We start from the raw sequence: 17,475 nt of genomic DNA on the forward strand, positions 1-17,475 counted from the left end.
GCGGACGCGGTTATCGCTGGATGACCGCGTTTTCCCATTCAGCCAAAAAACGGCGGCGTTTCAGCCTGTCCAGAAATGTCATGAGCCCTGGGTCCAGCCCAATCGTTTCCCGATCGGTGCCAGTTTCGTGTGGGGCCAAGGGCGGCAAGGTAACGGGGTCGCCTACCCGTTTGGTTTGGTTGGAAATCAGGTGTTTGAGAAAAGACGTGGCCGCGTCCGGTTGAGGGGTGCCATTCAGAACCATGGCCGTGCGCATCATGGTCGTCTGAAAATCCGACGGCAGAATGATTTCCACCGTGTCCTTGCTTCCGGCGCGGGCTTCGGCATAGCTGCCCAGAACGTTGTAAGCCACTGCAATCTTACCTTTGACGAGGTCATCGATCATATCCGCCGAACAACAGTACAGGCGTACGTCCAACCCACCCATCACCTCCATAAGCCGCCAATACGTCTCGGACGCGCGGGCATCCTGCGTTGCGAACAAATATCCCAGACCGGATTGACGGATGTCATAGGTGCCCACACGGCCCCTGAAATCATCGGGACGCAAACGAAGGATTTCAATCAGTTGTTGCCGGGTCTCGGGGATGGGGCCGCCAGCAAAGGCCGCGCGGTTAATTACGATTGTCGCCGGTTCCGATGTAAACGCGAAAAGGCTTTGATGCCATTGCGCCCAGGATGGCAGCGGTATGTCGTCGATGATACGCCCAAAACCGTCGTTTGCCAGCTTCAGTTGCAGGTCCATCGCGCTGGATATGACGACATCGAAGTCTTCCGGCGCGGCGCGGACTATTCGGTCAATATCTGCGGTGCCGGTCACCAGGTATTCGACAGAGATACCGGGGTTTTCTTCGATGAAACCCGCAATCAAGGGTTCGAACAGAAAGGTGTCCGTGCTTGAGATCACGCGTAGATGCGCCTCATCCGCCGAGGCGTTGAAAACCTGCCTGTCCTCCCAGGTTTGGGCGGCAGCAACGACAGGAAGACTGAAGATAATCAAAGCGATAAGATAACGCACGCGCCGCCCCCCTGTCGATTGGTCAATTCCAGTGTGCCACCATGTGCAGATGCAACGTCCTGAACGATTGTAAGGCCCAATCCGGATCCGATGGTTCCGCTTGCGTTCTTCCCGCGCTCGAAACGGCGCGTCAAAGTGCCGATCTCGTCAGGAGGAAACCCCGGCCCACGGTCTTTGACAATTATCTGAATGCGTGGCTCCGAAACGACCTCGATGCGTACGACACTGTCGGCAGGGGCATATTTCAGAGCGTTGTCGATCATGTTGCGCACAGCGTTTTGAATAAGAATCGGATCACCCGAGTAGGAAACCTTTGGATCGCCACTCAGGGAAAGCGACAAGTCCTTCATCTCGGCGATTGGCGTGAGACGCTGCACCAGATCACGGACCAAAGCATTGAGATCAATGTCTTCGCGTTCCAGATGATCGGCGCGGAACGTGATCATCGCATGATCCAGCAATTGCCCCGCCGCGCGCGAGCTTTCATCAATCGCCCGCACCATCGAGCGCAATGCTTCGCGATTTTCTTCCTTTTCAACCCTCTGCAACGTGGCATCGGCATAAGATCGAACGGTTGCCAAAGGGGTGCGCACCCGGTGGGCCGCCTCGGCGATGAAATCCTCCGATTGGCTCAGTGACTGATCCAGTCGCCCCATCAAAGAGTTCAACGACGCCACCAAAGGCGCCATTTCGCGGGGTACGGGCTTTTTGAACGGGCTCAGGTCCTGTGGACCGCGCCGGGTGACAGAGGTCGTAAGCCTGTTCAATTGGCCAATCGTGGACGAGGTGGCCCAGAATGACAGCGCAGCGGCAAGAGCAAAGAACCCGATGCCCAAAATCGCCGCGTTGCGTGAAATCTGGTCCAGAGTTTCCGCAAGCGCGTCCTGCGTTTGGCCCAACGCGACCTCGATGATGGTTTGTTTGTTCAGGCCCACAAGGGTTCGCCGAGCACTGACCTGACGTATGGTTTCACCCCGTATCCGACTTGTTTGAAAGCTCCACTTGCCGTCGAATTGCCCTGTGGCCGGCGGCAGATCTTCATATCCTGACAAAAACGCGCCATCCTGAAAAATCGCGTAAAAAACCCGGTCGTCGGACGGTGTGCTGAGCATGGCGAAAGCTGCATAGGGAATATCAACCTCCAACTGACCGTCGCGCAAGGCGGCTGCGTCCAGAATTGAGGTGACCGACGCCCCCAGGATGTTGTCTTGCCCTTGTTGCGCGACCTGTGCGGCATAGTTGCGAACCGCGATAAACAGAAGAAACGCCAATATAGCGGCACCGCCGATCAAAGTCAGGACCAGCCTGTTCCGAAGCGATCCTGACACATAAGGATCAGGAGGCATGATCCAGCCTGTATCCAAGACCGCGAAGCGTGGTGATCTTCAGGTCCGACGCTTCAAGATGTTTACGAAGGCGGCCAACGTAAACCTCGATTGCATTGTCCGAGACATCGTCATCATATGAAAAAAGCCGGTCGGTCAGCTTCTGTTTCGAAAAAACCTGACCAGGCGCGCTGATGAACAGTTCCAGTAGGCGCAGTTCCCGGTTGCGCAACGAAACAGTCTCATCCCCTACGGTCAGATGACCTGCCAATGGATCAAAGACTATTCCGCCCACTTCAATCGTTGTCCGTGAATTCCCGGATTTGCGACGCAGAACGGCGCGGCAGCGGGCCTCGAGTTCGGCGTGGTCGAACGGTTTAGTGACATAGTCGTCGGCCCCCAGATCCAGCGAACCGATTCGATCCGAAACCTGGCTGCGTGCGGTCAAAACGATCACGGGGGTGTCCAGATGACCTGCGCGATGCCGTTTGAGAAAGTCGCGCCCGTCCCCATCCGGCAACATGATATCCAACAGAATAAGGTCGTATTCCTGAGTTTCGGCAAAGGCAGTCGCCTCGTCCAATTTAGACGCATGATCAACCACATGGCCGTCTAACCTCATGCGCGAACAGATGGCGTTCGCCAGATCAAGATTGTCTTCCACAAGGAGGAATTTCATGGGATTTTTGCTATTTTTTCTGCGTGACAGGTTGATGTCAGGTTGATGTGTTTTTGTTCCACCCAATCTGAGCCGCCATGCGGCTGGTTGTCAAATGGGAGGACATCATGACGACATTCACACTGGGCCGTCGCGCCCTGATTGCAGCTGTGGCTGCCTTTGGTCTGGCCGGGCCGTCCATGGCTGAAGATCAGGTCGTGGACAGCATTCACTTTCTGATCCCCGGTGGCGCCGGTGGCGGCTGGGACGGAACCGCGCGCGGCACGGGCGAAGCGCTGACAAAAGCTGGCCTTGTCGGCACGGCGTCATACGAAAACATGTCGGGCGGCGGTGGTGGCAAAGCCATCGGATATCTGATTGAAAATGCCGACAGCAATCATGGCACTCTGATGGTGAATTCGACGCCGATCGTGATCCGCTCATTGACCGGTGTATTTCCTCACAACTTCCGCGATCTGACGCTGGTTTCGGGTACTATCGGCGACTATGCCGCGATCGTTGTTGGCAAAGACAGCCCGATCAACTCGATGGCGGATCTGCTTGCCGCGTTTGATGCGGACCCAGGCGGCACAGCGATCGGTGGCGGCTCGGTTCCCGGCGGCATGGACCATCTGGTCGCCGCGATGGTGATGGAAGCAGCGGGCAAGGATGCGCTTGGCGTGAAATACATCCCCTATGATGCGGGCGGCAAAGCCATGGCGGCCCTGCTGTCGGGTGAAATCGCCGCCTTGTCCACCGGTTTTTCGGAAGCGGTCGATCTGGCGAATGCGGGTGAAGTCAAGATTATCGGCGTGACATCCGAAGAGCGCGTTGATGCGGCTCCTGACGCGATGACGATGAAGGAACAGGGCATTGATACCACCTTCGTGAACTGGCGCGGCTTCTTCGCGGCCCCCGGCCTGCCCGAAGAAAAGCTGGCCGCCTACCAGGAAGCGATTGCCAAGATGTACGACACCCCGGAATGGGAAGAGGTTCGTGCACGCAATGGTTGGGTCAACATCCACAACTCGGGCGCAGATTTCCAGACGTTCCTGGAGCAGCAGGAACAGCAGATCGGCGATCTTATGAAAAAGCTGGGCTTCCTCTAAGTCCATTTTCGGCAGAGCGGATCCGCCGCTCTGCCTTCCCACGAAAAGGAACAGGGAGGGGCTCTCATGGCGCTGGATCGCTGGATCGCGCTCATTCTTCTGGGTGTGTGTTTGACATATGGCTACGCCGCTTGGTTCACGATGGACGGCAGCCTGCCCCCTTTCATGCAGCGAAATCCGATCTGGCCCAGCACCTTCCCCAAAGTGCTGTCGGTTCTGGGTGTCGTCACCACCACGATTATTTTGCTGGGCTTTGAAAAGGCGGAACCAAAGGAAGCCGATATCGATTACCGGCGACTGGGGGAATACCATCTTGATCAAGCGCTTATGTTGCTGGCCTTGATGGTGATTTACGCGCTTTGCCTGCGCCCTGTTGGGTTTCTGATCTCGACCTCGGCCTTTCTGATCCTCGGGTCTTTCATTCTGGGTGAGCGCAAATGGCACGTCATGCTACCCGTCGCGCTGATCGCCACAGGCGCGGTCTGGTATCTGGTTCAGGAAGTTCTTGGCATCTACATGCGCCCATTGCCGGGCATTTTCGGAGGCTGACATGCTCGAAGGACTTCTGATCGGTCTGCAAACGGCATTCTCAATTCAAAACCTGCTGATGGTGGTCGCAGGGTGCCTGATCGGCACGTTCATCGGCATGCTTCCGGGTCTTGGGCCGATGTCGATCATCGCCATCATGATCCCGGTGGCGATTTCCATGGGCGACCCGTCCGCAGCGCTGATCCTGCTGGCCGGAGTGTATTACGGCGCCATCTTTGGCGGTTCGACATCTTCAATCCTTCTCAACGCGCCGGGGGTCGCGGGCACTGTTGCGTCCAGTTTCGACGGCTATCCGATGGCCCGCCAAGGCAAAGCAGGCAAAGCGTTGACTGTTGCAGCTATTGCAAGTTTTGCCGGCGGTACGATCGGGGCCATTTTGTTGATGGTCTTTGCCCCTGCTCTATCTTCGGTGGCATTGCTGTTCCACTCAGCCGAGTATTTCGCGCTTATGGTCGTGGGCCTGTCGGCAATCGCAGCCTTCGCAGGCACCGGTCAAGTGGCCAAAGCCGTCATCATGACGCTACTTGGGTTGATCATGGCAACGGTCGGTGAAGGTGCATTGTTCAACCTGCCACGTTTCACAATGGGTATCATGGATCTGCAATCGGGCTTTGGCTTCATCACGCTTGCCATGGCCATGTTCGCCCTGCCCGAAGCGCTGTTTCTGGTACTCAAACCAAAGAACCTTCAGGGGGATGACGGCGAGATCAAGGACCTGCGCATCACAGGCAGCGAAGCCAAGGCCATCGCGCCGGTGATCGGTCGCCAATCTGTACAGGGCTTCTTCATCGGGGTTCTGCCCGGTGCGGGGGCAACGATTGCCAGCTTCCTCGGCTACGCGGTCGAGCGCAACATTGCCCCGAAAGAGGAGCAGGACGAATTCGGCAAAGGGTCAATAAAAGGTCTGGCCGCGCCCGAAACGGCGAACAACGCGGCATGCACCGGTTCTTTCGTGCCGCTACTGACACTGGGCATTCCCGGGTCCGGCACAACCGCGATCCTGCTTGGCGCACTAATTGCCCTGAACGTGACACCCGGCCCACGGCTGATGCTGGACGAGCCGCAGATATTCTGGGCCGTCATCATGTCAATGTTCATTGGCAACCTCGTTCTGCTGATCCTGAACCTGCCGCTGATCCCATATATCGCAAAGGTTCTCTCGGTACCGCGCAATTACCTGATCCCCTTCATTTTGTTCTTCACTCTGATGGGGGCCTATATCGGGCAGAACAATGCGACCGAGCTTTTGATACTTGTTGGCTTCGGTGTTTGCGCCACGGCGTTGAAATTTGCCGACTACCCGCTTGCGCCGCTGCTGATCGGTTTCATCCTCGGGGGGATGATGGAGGACAACTTTGCCCGCTCGATGCAGCTCTATGACGGTATTGCTTTCATCTGGGAACGTCCGATGACGCTGGGTCTGCTTGTTGTCGCGGTGCTGCTGGTGCTGTTGCCCAGCTATCGCGCACGCCGCGCGCGTGCCCGGGCCGCAGGGGTTGCCGACGGTGACTGAGCCACTGGCAGGAATACGGGTTCTCGATCTGACGAATGTCCTCGCGGGTCCGTATTGCTGCTATCAACTGGCGCTCATGGGTGCCGAAGTGATCAAGGTCGAACGCCCTGTCGGTGGCGACCTTGCCCGCGTCCTGGGTGCTGATCCCGCCAGAAACAAGGCCGGTATGGGCGTCAGCTTTCTGGCGCAGAATGCTGAAAAAAAGTCCATCACGCTCAACATGAAATCAGAACGGGGCAAGGCGCTCCTGAAACGCCTTGTCCAGACAGCCGACGTGTTGGTAGAGAACTTTCGCCCCGGTGTGATGGATCGGCTTGGACTTGGGTATGGCGTCTTGCGCGATGTGAACCCCAGCCTGATTTACTGTGCCATAAGCGGATTCGGTCAGGACGGTCCCCGCCGAGGCGATCCCGCCTATGACCAGATCGTGCAGGGTATCAGTGGCGTGATGTCTGTCACCGGCGGTCCTGACACCGCACCCTATCGCGTTGGCTATCCTTTGGCGGACACGATCGGTGGGATGACGGCTGCTTTTGCAGTGTCCGCCGCCCTGAACGCGGATCCTCGCGGGGCCTATCTGGATGTGGCGATGTCCGAAGCCGTGATCTCGACAATGGGTTGGGTCGTGTCGAACTATCTGATCGCCGGTGCCATTCCCGGGGCCCATGGCAACGAAAACACGACGTCAGCACCGTCGGGAACATTTGCAGCCTCTGACGCGCCCATCAACATTGCCGCCAACCGCGACGAACAGTGGCAGGCACTGGCCAGGCATCTGGGCCGGCAAGACCTGCTGGCCCACCCGGATTATGAAACGCGCGAAGACCGCAAGCGCAATCGCCATGCCCTGCGCGCGGCGCTGGAGGAGACCTTGCGGACCAAAGCGGCATCGGACTGGGTCAGCGAACTCAACGCAATCGGAGTGCCGGCCGGGCAGGTATTGACCGTGCCCGAGGCGCTTGATGACGAACAGCTTGCCGGTCGTGGCCTGATCGGATCTTTTCGAGTGCAGGGCGAAGACATGAAACTTGCAGGCAGCCCCATTGTCATGGACGGCGAACGGCAAATGCCCCAAACCGCGCCGCCTGAACTTGGAGCAGACAATAAAGCGATCTGGTCTGAAGTTGGGTTGACCGGCGCGGAAATGGACGCTTTGAGCAAGGAAGGCATCATATGAGCGATGTGTCCAATTGGTGGACGACTTCCATCATCGATATGGAACCGGGCCGGATCGACCTGCGCGGAGAGCCGATCCAGAATCTGATCGGACATCTCAGTTTCAGCGAGATGATCTGGTTCATGGTTCGTGGCGACCGACCATCTGGGGCGCAGGTCCGGTTGTTCGAGGCCGCGCTGGTTGCCGCCGTGGACCACGGACCTCAGGCCCCTTCCATCGCAACGGCGCGCATGGCCGTGACCTGCGGGCTGCCGCTGAACAACGCGATGGCGAGCGCTGTGAACATGTTGGGGGATATTCACGGCGGGGCTGGTGAGCAAGCGGTTATGCTGTACCATTTCGTGGCGCAACATCCTGGCCGGTTGGATCAAACGCTGGACGAGTGGATCGAGCGTGAAGGAAAGATATTGCCGGGTTTTGGCCATCGTTTCCACACGCCGACGGATCCGCGCGCACCACGTCTGATGGCGTTGGTCCGTGATGCTGTGACGGACGGGGCTTGTGATGGTCAGTTCCTACAGATCGGACAGGCGATCGAGGCAGAGTTGGCCCACCGCAAAGGAAAGCCTGTTCCTATGAACATAGATGGCGCCACCGCGGTGATCTATGCCGAGTTGGGCTTTGCGCCCCCACTGGCACGCGGTCTGTTTTGCCTATCCAGATCGGTTGGCATTCTGGCCCATGCGTGGGAACAGATGCAGCAAGGCGGCCGGAACAAGGGACCGACCCCGCCTGCCTATCGCTGGACCTATGTCGAAACTTAGATCGCTAGGCAGTTCTGAGTCGTGGGCGTTTGGCCAACAGGTCAGCCGCCGCACGGGCAATGACCAGTTCTTCATTGGTCGGGATTGCCATGACCACGACGCGGGACAGATCGGTTGAAATGATCCGGTCATTGTCCGCATTTGCATCAGGATTGAGCTCGATGCCCAGCCATCCCATCCCAGAGCACACCCGGTCACGCACGAGGCGTGAGTTTTCTCCGATCCCACCGGTAAACACCAAGGCGTCGATACCGCCGAGAATGGCCGCCATCGCGCCAAGCTCGCGCCGGATACGGAAGGTGAAATAGCTGATCGCCTGTCGGCTTTCGCGTGTGTCCGCCTTTTCCAGGGTACGCATATCGTTGGACAGCCCGGACAGGCCCAACAGCCCAGATTTCCGGAACAACAGGTCTGAGATTTCGTCAGCGCTCAGCCCTTCCTGGTCCATCAGATACAGGACCACGCCAGGATCAAGTTGACCACAGCGTGACCCCATCGGCAGCCCGTCCAGTGCCGAAAAGCCCATGGTCGATCCGACGGAACGCCCTCCGATCATCGCACACATCGATGCACCATTGCCAAGATGGGCCACGACCACGCGCCCTTCGTGCAAAAGCGGCGCTGTCTTTGCCATGTGATCCGAAATGAATTCATAGCTGAGCCCGTGAAAGCCATAACGCCGAACACCTTTGTCGTAATACTCGCGCGGCAAGGCAAAAACGTCATTCTCCCACGGATGATTGCGGTGAAAGGCGGTGTCGAAACAGGCGATCTGAACCGCATTCGGAAAACGTTCCATCGCGGCCCGGGCTCCGGCCAGATTGTGCGGCTGATGCAAAGGCGCGAACGGCGACAGCTTGTCCAACTCTTGAATGGACGCCTTGGTCAATGGCACCGGAGCGTCGATGTCAGGTCCACCGTGGACAACACGATGCCCGACCGCAGTCACGTCGCTGTTTGGAAATGAGCGCGCAAGCAGGTTCAAAACCCAGTCCAGCGCTGCGGCATGATCGCGTATTTCTCCGGCGGTGCCGCTGGCAAGGACACTTCCGTCGGAAGACTTCGCCTTGACAAACGGCTCTGGTTCTCCAATCCGCTCGACCGCGCCGGTGCACACCATGATCGGATCGTCATCGGTCAGCTCGAACAGACCAAATTTCATGGAAGACGATCCAGCGTTCAGTGTCACGACATGTGTCATGCGGGTGCTCCGGTGCGCGGTAAGGAAAAGGCTTCGTGCAGTGCCGCCACGGCACAGGATGCCAGCCGGGCTTTGTCGTCATCGGCGCGGCTGGTCAAAATGATCGGAGCTTTGGCCCCCATGACCAGACCGGCCCCTTCTGCATTGGCGATATAGGTCAGCTGCTTGGCCATCATGTTCCCGGCATCCAGATTTGGCACCACCAGAATATCGGTTTTGCCCGCGACATCCGACACAATCCCTTTGGAACGCGCAGCCGCAAGGCTGACGGCATTGTCCATGGCAAGGGGGCCGTCAACAAGCCCGCCCGTGATCTGACCGCGTTCCGCCATTTTCGACAGCAAAGCCGCATCAACCGAGGATCGGATCGCCGGATTGACGGTTTCGATGGCAGACAGAACACCCGCCCTGGGGTTTTCGATCCCCAGCGACAGGGCCAGGTCGATAGCGTTCTGGACAATATCAATCTTGGTTTCCAGGTCCGGCTCAATATTGATCGCCGCATCCGTCACCAACAAAGGTCTGGGTTGGCCGGGCACGTCCATGACAAAGACATGGGTAAAGCGGCGGCCGGTGCGCAGGCCGTTTTCACGCCTGAGCGCAGCCTTCAGCAATTCATCCGTATGCAGATGCCCTTTCATCAGCGCTTTCGCACGACCTTCTGCAACCAGATCGACCGCCGCATGGGCCGCGCCGACGTGATCGCTCTGCGCATTGATTTCAATCCCATCCAACGACGCTCCGATTTCGGCGGCCGCGTGAGAGATTTTGTCCGGGTTACCGATCAGAATGGGTGTGATGATCGTCTCATGCGCGGCCAGCAGCGCCCCACCCAAGGCGTTGGGCTCTTCCGGGGCTACAACGGCGGTCAGCATGGGCGGCAACGGGCGCACCTTTTCCAGCATGGCATCAAAGTGACGATGACGTTTCACCACCAGCCCGGGCAGATCCAACTCGGCGAACACCATCTCTTTCTCCGGCGCGATCACGACGGCCTGCCCGCTGACGATCACGGCACCGTCCGATGGGCGCGTAACGACCGTTTCAAAGACAACTTCCCGGTTTGGTCGCTTTTCCAGAAGGGTGACTTTGGATACCAGCTCATCACCGGCATGCGCCCTTTCCACAAAATCAAATCGCTGCGATTTATAGAGCGTCCCTGCCCCCGGCAGAACGTTCCCTAAAACGGCCGAGATCAGGGCCCCCACGAACATGGCAGGGGCAACCGCTTCGTTGATGTGGTCGCCGTCGCCGTCTTCGCTGGATAGATGAAGCGGATTGTGATTGCCGGAATTGTTGGCGAACACATAGAAATCATCAACCGAGCACGTGCGGGCCAACTCGGCAGTATCACCGACCTGAAGCTTGTCGTAAGGCGTGTTGTGGTACTGCATGAACTGTCGTTTCCATTTCGATCCGTTTGGCGACACTGAGAACTCTCTTGCTGATACCCAGTTCAGCGCGCAATGGAAACAACGCATGCCGGCTGCCCGTATCGGTCTGCACGCTATTTCCGGCGGGTAACGCCTTTATGTCGTTAAGCCCGGATAATGTGCGGATTGCAGATCAGGCGCGCCGATTTCCACCGCCGCCCTGTTTGCGCATCGAAAGCCCGATCCGTTTTCTGGGTACATCCACCTCGACAACGCGCACTTTCACGACTTGCCCGGCCTTGACGACCTCATGCGGGTCCTTGACGAAGCGGTCGGCCAACTGGCTGACGTGAACCAGACCGTCCTGATGAACGCCCACATCCACGAATGCCCCAAAGGCTGCCACGTTTGTCACGGTGCCCTCAAGAACCATTCCGGGCTTCAGATCGGTTATCTCTTCGATGCCATCCGCGAAAGTGGCCGTGACAAAGCTGGGCCGGGGGTCTCGTCCGGGTTTCTCAAGCTCGGCAAAGATATCCAGAACCGTGGGCAGGCCGAAATCTTCGGTTACGAATTGTTGTGCCCGCAACCCTTTCAAGGCCCCCTCATGGCCCATGATGTGCCTGATATCCCGCCCGCAGGCCGACACGACGCGGCGGGCGACGTCATAGGCTTCGGGATGCACCGACGACGCATCAAGCGGTTCGGCGCCGTCCCTTATGCGAAGAAACCCGGCGCATTGCTCAAAGGCACGCGGACCCAGCCCGGCAACGGACAACAGGTCCTTGCGCGATTGGAACGGCCCGTTCAGATCGCGATGGGCGACGACGGCTTCGGCTTGCGCGGGGCCCAGCCCCGACACACGCGCAAGCAAAGGTGCAGAGGCCGTGTTCAGGTCAACCCCGACCGCGTTCACGACATCCTCGATCGCGGAATCCAGGGATTGCGACAGGCGGTGCTGGTCAACGTCATGCTGATATTGCCCCACGCCGATGGATTTCGGTTCGATTTTGACCAGTTCTGCCAAAGGGTCCTGCAATCGCCGGGCGATGGACACCGCCCCACGCAGCGAAACGTCCAGATCGGGAAACTCTCGTGCTGCCAGTTCCGACGCGGAATAGACCGAAGCCCCCGCTTCGGACACAACTACCTTGGTCGGTGCTTTTACCGCCTTGGGGAGCAGAGCCAAAGAATCTGCAACCAACCGTTCGGTTTCTCGGCTCGCTGTTCCGTTTCCAATGGCGATGAGTTCAATCTGGTGGGCCGAGATCAGGTTTAGGATGGTAGCCTGCGCTCCGCGCAAATCGTTTTTGGGTTGGAAGGGATACAGCGTGTCAGTGGCCACGACCTTGCCCGTTGCGTCAACCACCGCCGCTTTCACGCCGGTGCGGATGCCGGGATCGAGGCCCAAAGTGGCCTTGGCACCCGCCGGAGCAGCATACAGCAAGTCCTTGAGGTTGCGTGAAAAGACCTGAATTGCCTCGTCCTGTGCCCGACTGCGCAGTTCGGCCATCAGTTCGACCATCATGGACAGCGAAAGCTTGACCCGCCAGGTCCACCCGGCCACCTTGCGCAACCAGGCATCACCCGGCCCTTGGCCACGGGTCTGCAAATGCGCGGCCACGATGGATTCGGCCCGGGCTGCCCCGAACTCCGGTTCCGGCGCGATATCAAGTGAAACAATGCCTTCTTTTGACGCCCGCAGCATTGCCAAAGCCCTATGCGATGGAACATCCGTCCATCGTTCGGAATGGTCAAAATAATCACTGAACTTGGCGCCTTCCTTTTCTTTCCCGTCGACAACTCTTGCACTGAGCAGCGCCTCGCGCTGCATGAAGGCCCGTAACTCACCCAGCAGTGTCGCATTTTCCGTTAATCGTTCGGTCAGAATGTCCCGCGCGCCGTTCAGCGCGTCACGAGGGGTGGCAACGGCTTCGCTCAAATATGCCCCGGCCAGTGTTTCCGGGTCCGCATCGCGATCGGCCAGAATGGCTTCGACCAGGGGTTCCAGCCCGTTTTCACGCGCGATCATCGCCTTGGTGCGCCGCTTGGGCTTGTAAGGCAGATAGATGTCTTCCAACTGGGCCTTGGTTTCTGCCCGAGCTATCGATTTACTCAGATCTTCGGTCAGCTTCCCCTGTTCTTTTATCGACTTCAGGATGATTTCCCGCCGTGCCTCAAGCTCACGCAGATAGGTCAAACGTTCGGACAGAAGGCGCAATTGGGTGTCGTCCAACCCACCGGTTGCTTCTTTCCGATAGCGGGCGACAAAAGGAACCGTCGCTCCGTCGTCCAATAGATTGATCGCAGCACCGACCTGATCGGGACGTGCATTGATCTCGGTGGCTATGGTGCGGGCGATACGGTCCAAGGGGGCCTCCTGAAACGGCAGTGGAAGGGCTTCTTAACCAGCCGTTTCAGCAAGGGAAAGTCCCTTGTACCGGTCCGTCCAAAGGCATCAGCGGATAGCAACTGTTTTCGCGGCTATTCGACGCTTCTGAGCCATTGAAAGGAAACACCAGCCTGCAATGGCCTCACCCCCACGGCATCAGCCCGCAATACCCGGTGCGTGCGCTTACATTATGCGCCATTTGCGCCAGCGTCGTAAGGTCGAAGACCGGCAGTTTCAGGTTTTCCTGAATGCGTTTTGCATAAGGGGGAAGATCCGTGCATTCCAATACCACGGAGCGTATTTCGGGCGTATCGCGCTTCAGCCTGTGCGCAGCGTCAAGCACTTCGGCCTCGATCAGATCTGTGTCCATACGGGTGCGCGCGTTGCGCAGGATGACTTCGGCAAACTCGCTGGTGTGTTCCAGACCCTGTACGGCCACCGGAACGCCCCCCGCTCCAACGCCTTCGAAATGGCGTTGCGTCAGCGCTGACGAATCCGCTGTAATCACCCCGACCGGTGCGCTGGCCCCGGTCATGTGAAAGGCCAACGGCACTTGTATCAGGCTCGAAGCGAAGACAGGCACCGATACGGCCGCGGCCAACTCTTTTTGGAACAGGGCGAGAAACCCGCAACTTCCGGTAATGGCGCGTACGCCTTCAGCCTCAAGCCGTTGCGCGCCTTTAATGAATGGGTTCAGCAGATCAGGCGTCGGATTGTTCAGCAGCGTTGGCACCGTGACGCCATCTATCATCTCGTACAGCACCGGGAACGGCAGGCTGGAAGGGTTCTTGATATGACCGGGAGGTTTGGGAAAATAGCTTTCCAGACACAAAACCCCGATTGAGGCTCCGCAGATATTCTGTCCACCCTGATAGATCGGCATGATTGGGTAATCCTTCTTAGAAACGGTGGTTGTTACGCGTCAAAATCGCGACAAGGCGATTGAATCCAATGGGATGTTGAGGCGCTGCCCTGACACCAGATCAGCCACCAGCTCGCCGGTTTTGGGGGCCATCATCAAACCGTAATGGGAATGACCAAAGGCGGTGAACAGGCCCTTGTGCCCCTCAACCGGACCGATCGCAGGCAAACTGTCGGGAAAAGACGGGCGTCGGCCCATCCAGAACTGTGTATCCGAGGTGTTCAGATCCGGCATCATTGCGCGGGCCTGTGCGGTCAGAAGCGACTGTTTGCGTGGATCTGGCGGCGCGTCGATGCTGCCGAATTCGGCCGTGCCCGCCACGCGCAGACCGTCCTGCATCGAACTGGCCACCACCTTGGCGTCCACGTCCATCACCGAGTTTTCCAGGCTGGCAGAGGGGGTCGGGAATTGGACATGGTATCCACGCTCGGCCACCAGTGGCACGGGCAAACCCAAGGGTTTCAGCAACTCGGCAGACCAAACACCGGCGGCCAGCACGACAGTATCGGCGTGAAGCGCGCCGGCCGACGAGGTCAAATGCCATTGGCCGTCTTCCGTGCGCTTTAGTTCTTTGACTTCTGTCCGCACGAACTCGGCGCCTTGTTGACGGGCCTTGTCGGCCAAAACCGCACCAACCCGGCCAGGAGACGTGACCCGCGCCTGTCCCTTGATCAGGATCGCAGCCTTGAAATCTCTGGATAACGCAGGTTCGATCCGGCGCAATTCTGGTCCGTCGATCCGCTCTAGATGTCCGCCTTTTTCCTGCCGGATCAGATATCCCAATTCTTTCAGGTCAGCCTGATCCGGGTTGCGAAACGCGTGGACATAGTTGGAATCAACAATAAGGTCTTCGTGCCCGGTATTTTGCAGATGTCTTCGGTACAGATCTATCGAAGGGCGGCACAGCACCTCCATTGCGTCCGAGATATTGCGTACGGATTTCACGCTTGAATTCTTCAGGAACCTCAGGCCCCAAGGTATCATCCTGGGCCAGAACGCAGGTCTGACGGTCAACGCGCTTTTCGGGTCCAACAGCATCCCGGGGATCGTTTTCCAGATACCCGGCGTGGCCTGTGGAATGACCGACCAGGGCGAGACGACACCGGCATTGCCGAACGATGTCTCCTGCCCCGGTTCTCCACGGTCGATCAGACGCACGGCAATACCGCGCTCCTGCAACGAGAGCGCACAGCACAGACCGACGATCCCGGCGCCGATGATGGTCACTTGTTCAGGCATGTCAGACCGTTGCTTGAATTCGGCTGCGGGCGATCACCTGTGTGATGATGACAGGAGACGCCACCGCCAATGCGATCAGGTCAGCCGTCAGCGTGGGCGCCACGAAGATAACCCCGGCAATGGCCATCAGGATGCGCGACACGAGGTTGAGTGGCTGCAACCAATACCCCACGACCGCTGCCGAAAGGGCGATGACACCGGCGATACAGCTGGCGGCGGTATAGGTGAATTCCCAAAGATCGAACCCGGTGGAAGACACGAACAGCAAAACCGGCGCATAGACGAACGCCATTGGCGCGATGACCTTGCCCAGTCCCAGCGTAAAGGCGGACAGCCCGGTGCGGAACGGGTTGGAATTCGCAATCGCTGCCGCCGCATAGGCCGACGTACAGACCGGAGGTGTGATCTCGGAGACCACGCCATAATACAACACGAACAGATGGCTGGCGATGGGTGGAACCCCCAACTGCGCCAGCGCAGGCTGCGCCACCGAGACGAGCATGATGTACAGCGCCGTGGTCGGGATGCCGGCACCCATCAGAATGCAGACGATGGCAATAAAGACCAGCGAGATAAACAATTGCAGGTCTTCCATCGCAAACAGTTGGAAATTGCCGAACGAGATCATGTTGTAAAGATCGGATGCCAGATTGCCCGCGCCCTGCGTGACCATGAAGCCGATGCGAAAGCCGATGCCGGTAGTGTTGATGACACCCACCACGATACCAACAGCGGCGGCAGCGGCCCCCACGGCCAGCGAGTACTTTACCCCAAGTTCGACCGCGGCCAACATCTCGGGCACTTCTATCCGTTTCTGCGGGTTGAGCGTGGCAATCACCGACAATCCGCACAGAATCGCTGTCATGGACAGGTCAAACCCACCGTCGGAGAACTTCCAAAGCACGAACGCAAGAAACGCCGCCGCGTAGATCAGTGTTGGCGGTTGCTTGATCCGCGACATGCCCGCGATAACCGCCAGCGAAATACCGCAGAAGGCCGACATGAACGGCGTGTAGCCGGTAAACAGGACGACCAACAAACCGATCAACGGAACGATATTGGCCCAACCCTCGGCCCAGACGGCCTTGAGCTGTGGCAATTGCTCTTTCGCCAGACCTTGCAGGTTCAGCTTACGCGCCATCAGGTGCACCACGGCAAAGACGCCGACATAGTGCAGTATCGCCGGAAAGATCGCTGCGATCACGATGGTGGTATAGGGCACCTCGAGGAACTCGGCCATGATGAAGGCCGCAGCGCCCATGATGGGCGGAGTGATCTGACCACCGGCCGAAGACGCGGCCTCGACCCCGCCTGCAAAGTGACCGGGGTATCCAAGGCGCTTCATGTTGGGAATTGTCAGCGCGCCGGTCGAAACGGTGTTGGCCACCGAAGAGCCCGAGATCGTGCCGAAGAAGGCCGAGGATACCACCGACACTTTGGCCGGACCGCCCGTATAGCGACCCGCCAAAATGGTTGCGTTATCAATGAACAATTGTCCAAGCCCCGTTCGCTGAGCGATCACGCCGAACAGGACAAAGTGGAACACGATGGTCGAAACAACCCAAAGCGTCACGCCATAGATTCCTTCCTGCGGGAAGTACATCGACGACACGAAGGTTTTGAAGTTCACGCCCGGATGTTGCAGCAACCCGGGAAAATAGGGACCCATCAGCGCGTATGAGATGAATACGCAGATGATCAACGGCAATACCCAACCCAGCGTGCGGCGCGCAATGTCCAGTACCAGAAGGATGATGATGACGCCGAGGATCACATCATAGCTGTTTGGGTTGCCCATGCGGAAGGTTTGTTCCTCGATCCCCAGGAACGGGATGCCGCGCCAGGCGAAACCAACGTAAAGCGCGGCGACGATGCCAAGCGCCATGAACACCAGATCATAAAGAGGGACGTTGCCGATGCGGAAGCGACTGACTTTGAGAGCATAGAGACTTTTGGTCCCGACAATCGGGACCGTGGCGTAGACCAGAATGAACAGCAGAGCCAGATAGATGCCCATATGCCAGTGGTCGGCCGGCAAGCCGAACCCAGCCGTGAAGAATTCGTAGAATGCAAAGATCAGGGCGACGACACGCAACACCTTGCCTGCCGTGGGCGTGACCTGCCGGACAGCGGCGCCTTCGTCGAACTGTTCTTCGATGGCCGCCAGCTCCTCGGCCGTCAGTTCGTGGTCATCAAGTTTCTGGGTCTCGGACATGATGGCCCCCCGATTTCGCA

The 17,475-nt window shown here is 58.3% G+C and carries 14 protein-coding genes; 5 read left to right on the forward strand and 9 right to left on the reverse strand.

The annotated features are described in order from the left end of the window. Positions 1-10 precede the first annotated feature (10 nt). Genes ACR0LI_RS09635 through ACR0LI_RS09645 form a run of 3 tightly spaced genes read right to left on the reverse strand, consistent with a single transcriptional unit; the run spans position 11 to position 3,022 of the window. Positions 11-1,018 (reverse strand): ABC transporter substrate-binding protein, encoded by a 1,008-nt coding sequence (locus tag ACR0LI_RS09635; protein WP_480718422.1) that lies wholly within the window; start codon positions 1,016-1,018, stop codon positions 11-13. Further along, complete coding sequence (locus ACR0LI_RS09640; RefSeq protein ID WP_480718423.1) at positions 997-2,364, reverse strand: sensor histidine kinase; 1,368 nt, start codon at positions 2,362-2,364, stop codon at positions 997-999. The genes ACR0LI_RS09635 and ACR0LI_RS09640 overlap by 22 nt, the downstream gene beginning before the upstream one ends. Next, positions 2,354-3,022, reverse strand: a complete 669-nt coding sequence (locus tag ACR0LI_RS09645) for a response regulator transcription factor (RefSeq protein WP_480718424.1) — start codon at positions 3,020-3,022, stop codon at positions 2,354-2,356. The genes ACR0LI_RS09640 and ACR0LI_RS09645 overlap by 11 nt, the downstream gene beginning before the upstream one ends. A 107-nt stretch (positions 3,023-3,129) precedes the next feature. Between ACR0LI_RS09645 and ACR0LI_RS09650 the strand changes: the two genes are divergently transcribed. The 5 genes from ACR0LI_RS09650 to ACR0LI_RS09670 all read left to right on the forward strand — a co-directional run bounded on the left by ACR0LI_RS09650 (position 3,130) and on the right by ACR0LI_RS09670 (position 8,113). Further along, on the forward strand, positions 3,130-4,110 hold the full coding sequence (locus ACR0LI_RS09650) for a Bug family tripartite tricarboxylate transporter substrate binding protein (RefSeq protein WP_171636000.1): 981 nt from the start codon (positions 3,130-3,132) through the stop codon (positions 4,108-4,110). 66 nt (positions 4,111-4,176) lie between these two features. Beyond that, a complete protein-coding gene (locus tag ACR0LI_RS09655) occupies positions 4,177-4,659 on the forward strand; it encodes a tripartite tricarboxylate transporter TctB family protein (RefSeq protein ID WP_152460311.1) in 483 nt (160 codons plus the stop codon). 1 nt (position 4,660) lies between these two features. Next, a complete protein-coding gene (locus ACR0LI_RS09660; protein ID WP_171635998.1) occupies positions 4,661-6,172 on the forward strand; it encodes a tripartite tricarboxylate transporter permease in 1,512 nt (503 codons plus the stop codon). Beyond that, complete coding sequence (locus ACR0LI_RS09665; RefSeq protein ID WP_480718425.1) at positions 6,165-7,349, forward strand: CaiB/BaiF CoA transferase family protein; 1,185 nt, start codon at positions 6,165-6,167, stop codon at positions 7,347-7,349. The genes ACR0LI_RS09660 and ACR0LI_RS09665 overlap by 8 nt, the downstream gene beginning before the upstream one ends. Beyond that, the gene (locus ACR0LI_RS09670; protein ID WP_171635993.1) at positions 7,346-8,113 is read left to right on the forward strand and encodes a citryl-CoA lyase; all 768 of its coding nucleotides are present in this window, start codon (positions 7,346-7,348) and stop codon (positions 8,111-8,113) included. The genes ACR0LI_RS09665 and ACR0LI_RS09670 overlap by 4 nt, the downstream gene beginning before the upstream one ends. Before the next feature lie 4 nt (positions 8,114-8,117). Here ACR0LI_RS09670 and ACR0LI_RS09675 read toward each other — a convergent pair whose 3' ends face one another. The 6 genes from ACR0LI_RS09675 to ACR0LI_RS09700 form a co-directional block, all read right to left on the reverse strand. Continuing rightward, positions 8,118-9,314 carry an acetate/propionate family kinase gene (locus ACR0LI_RS09675; RefSeq protein WP_171635991.1) on the reverse strand — a complete coding sequence of 399 codons (1,197 nt, stop codon included), beginning with the start codon at positions 9,312-9,314 and terminating at the stop codon, positions 8,118-8,120. Then, entirely contained in the window at positions 9,311-10,708 is a 1,398-nt protein-coding gene (locus tag ACR0LI_RS09680) for a bifunctional enoyl-CoA hydratase/phosphate acetyltransferase (protein WP_480718426.1), read from the reverse strand. The genes ACR0LI_RS09675 and ACR0LI_RS09680 overlap by 4 nt, the downstream gene beginning before the upstream one ends. 172 nt (positions 10,709-10,880) lie before the next feature. Beyond that, positions 10,881-13,058 (reverse strand): Tex family protein, encoded by a 2,178-nt coding sequence (locus tag ACR0LI_RS09685; RefSeq protein WP_480718427.1) that lies wholly within the window; start codon positions 13,056-13,058, stop codon positions 10,881-10,883. Between the two features lie 163 nt (positions 13,059-13,221). Beyond that, the gene (locus tag ACR0LI_RS09690) at positions 13,222-13,962 is read right to left on the reverse strand and encodes an aspartate/glutamate racemase family protein (protein WP_209833988.1); all 741 of its coding nucleotides are present in this window, start codon (positions 13,960-13,962) and stop codon (positions 13,222-13,224) included. Positions 13,963-14,001: 39 nt separating this feature from the next. After that, positions 14,002-15,240: an NAD(P)/FAD-dependent oxidoreductase gene (locus ACR0LI_RS09695; protein WP_171635983.1), complete on the reverse strand. Its 1,239-nt coding sequence runs from the start codon at positions 15,238-15,240 to the stop codon at positions 14,002-14,004. Between the two features lies 1 nt (position 15,241). Next, positions 15,242-17,455 carry a TRAP transporter permease gene (locus tag ACR0LI_RS09700; RefSeq protein WP_480718428.1) on the reverse strand — a complete coding sequence of 738 codons (2,214 nt, stop codon included), beginning with the start codon at positions 17,453-17,455 and terminating at the stop codon, positions 15,242-15,244. Between the last annotated feature and the right edge of the window lie 20 nt (positions 17,456-17,475).

This window comes from Ruegeria sp. CL7, from assembly GCF_056536445.1.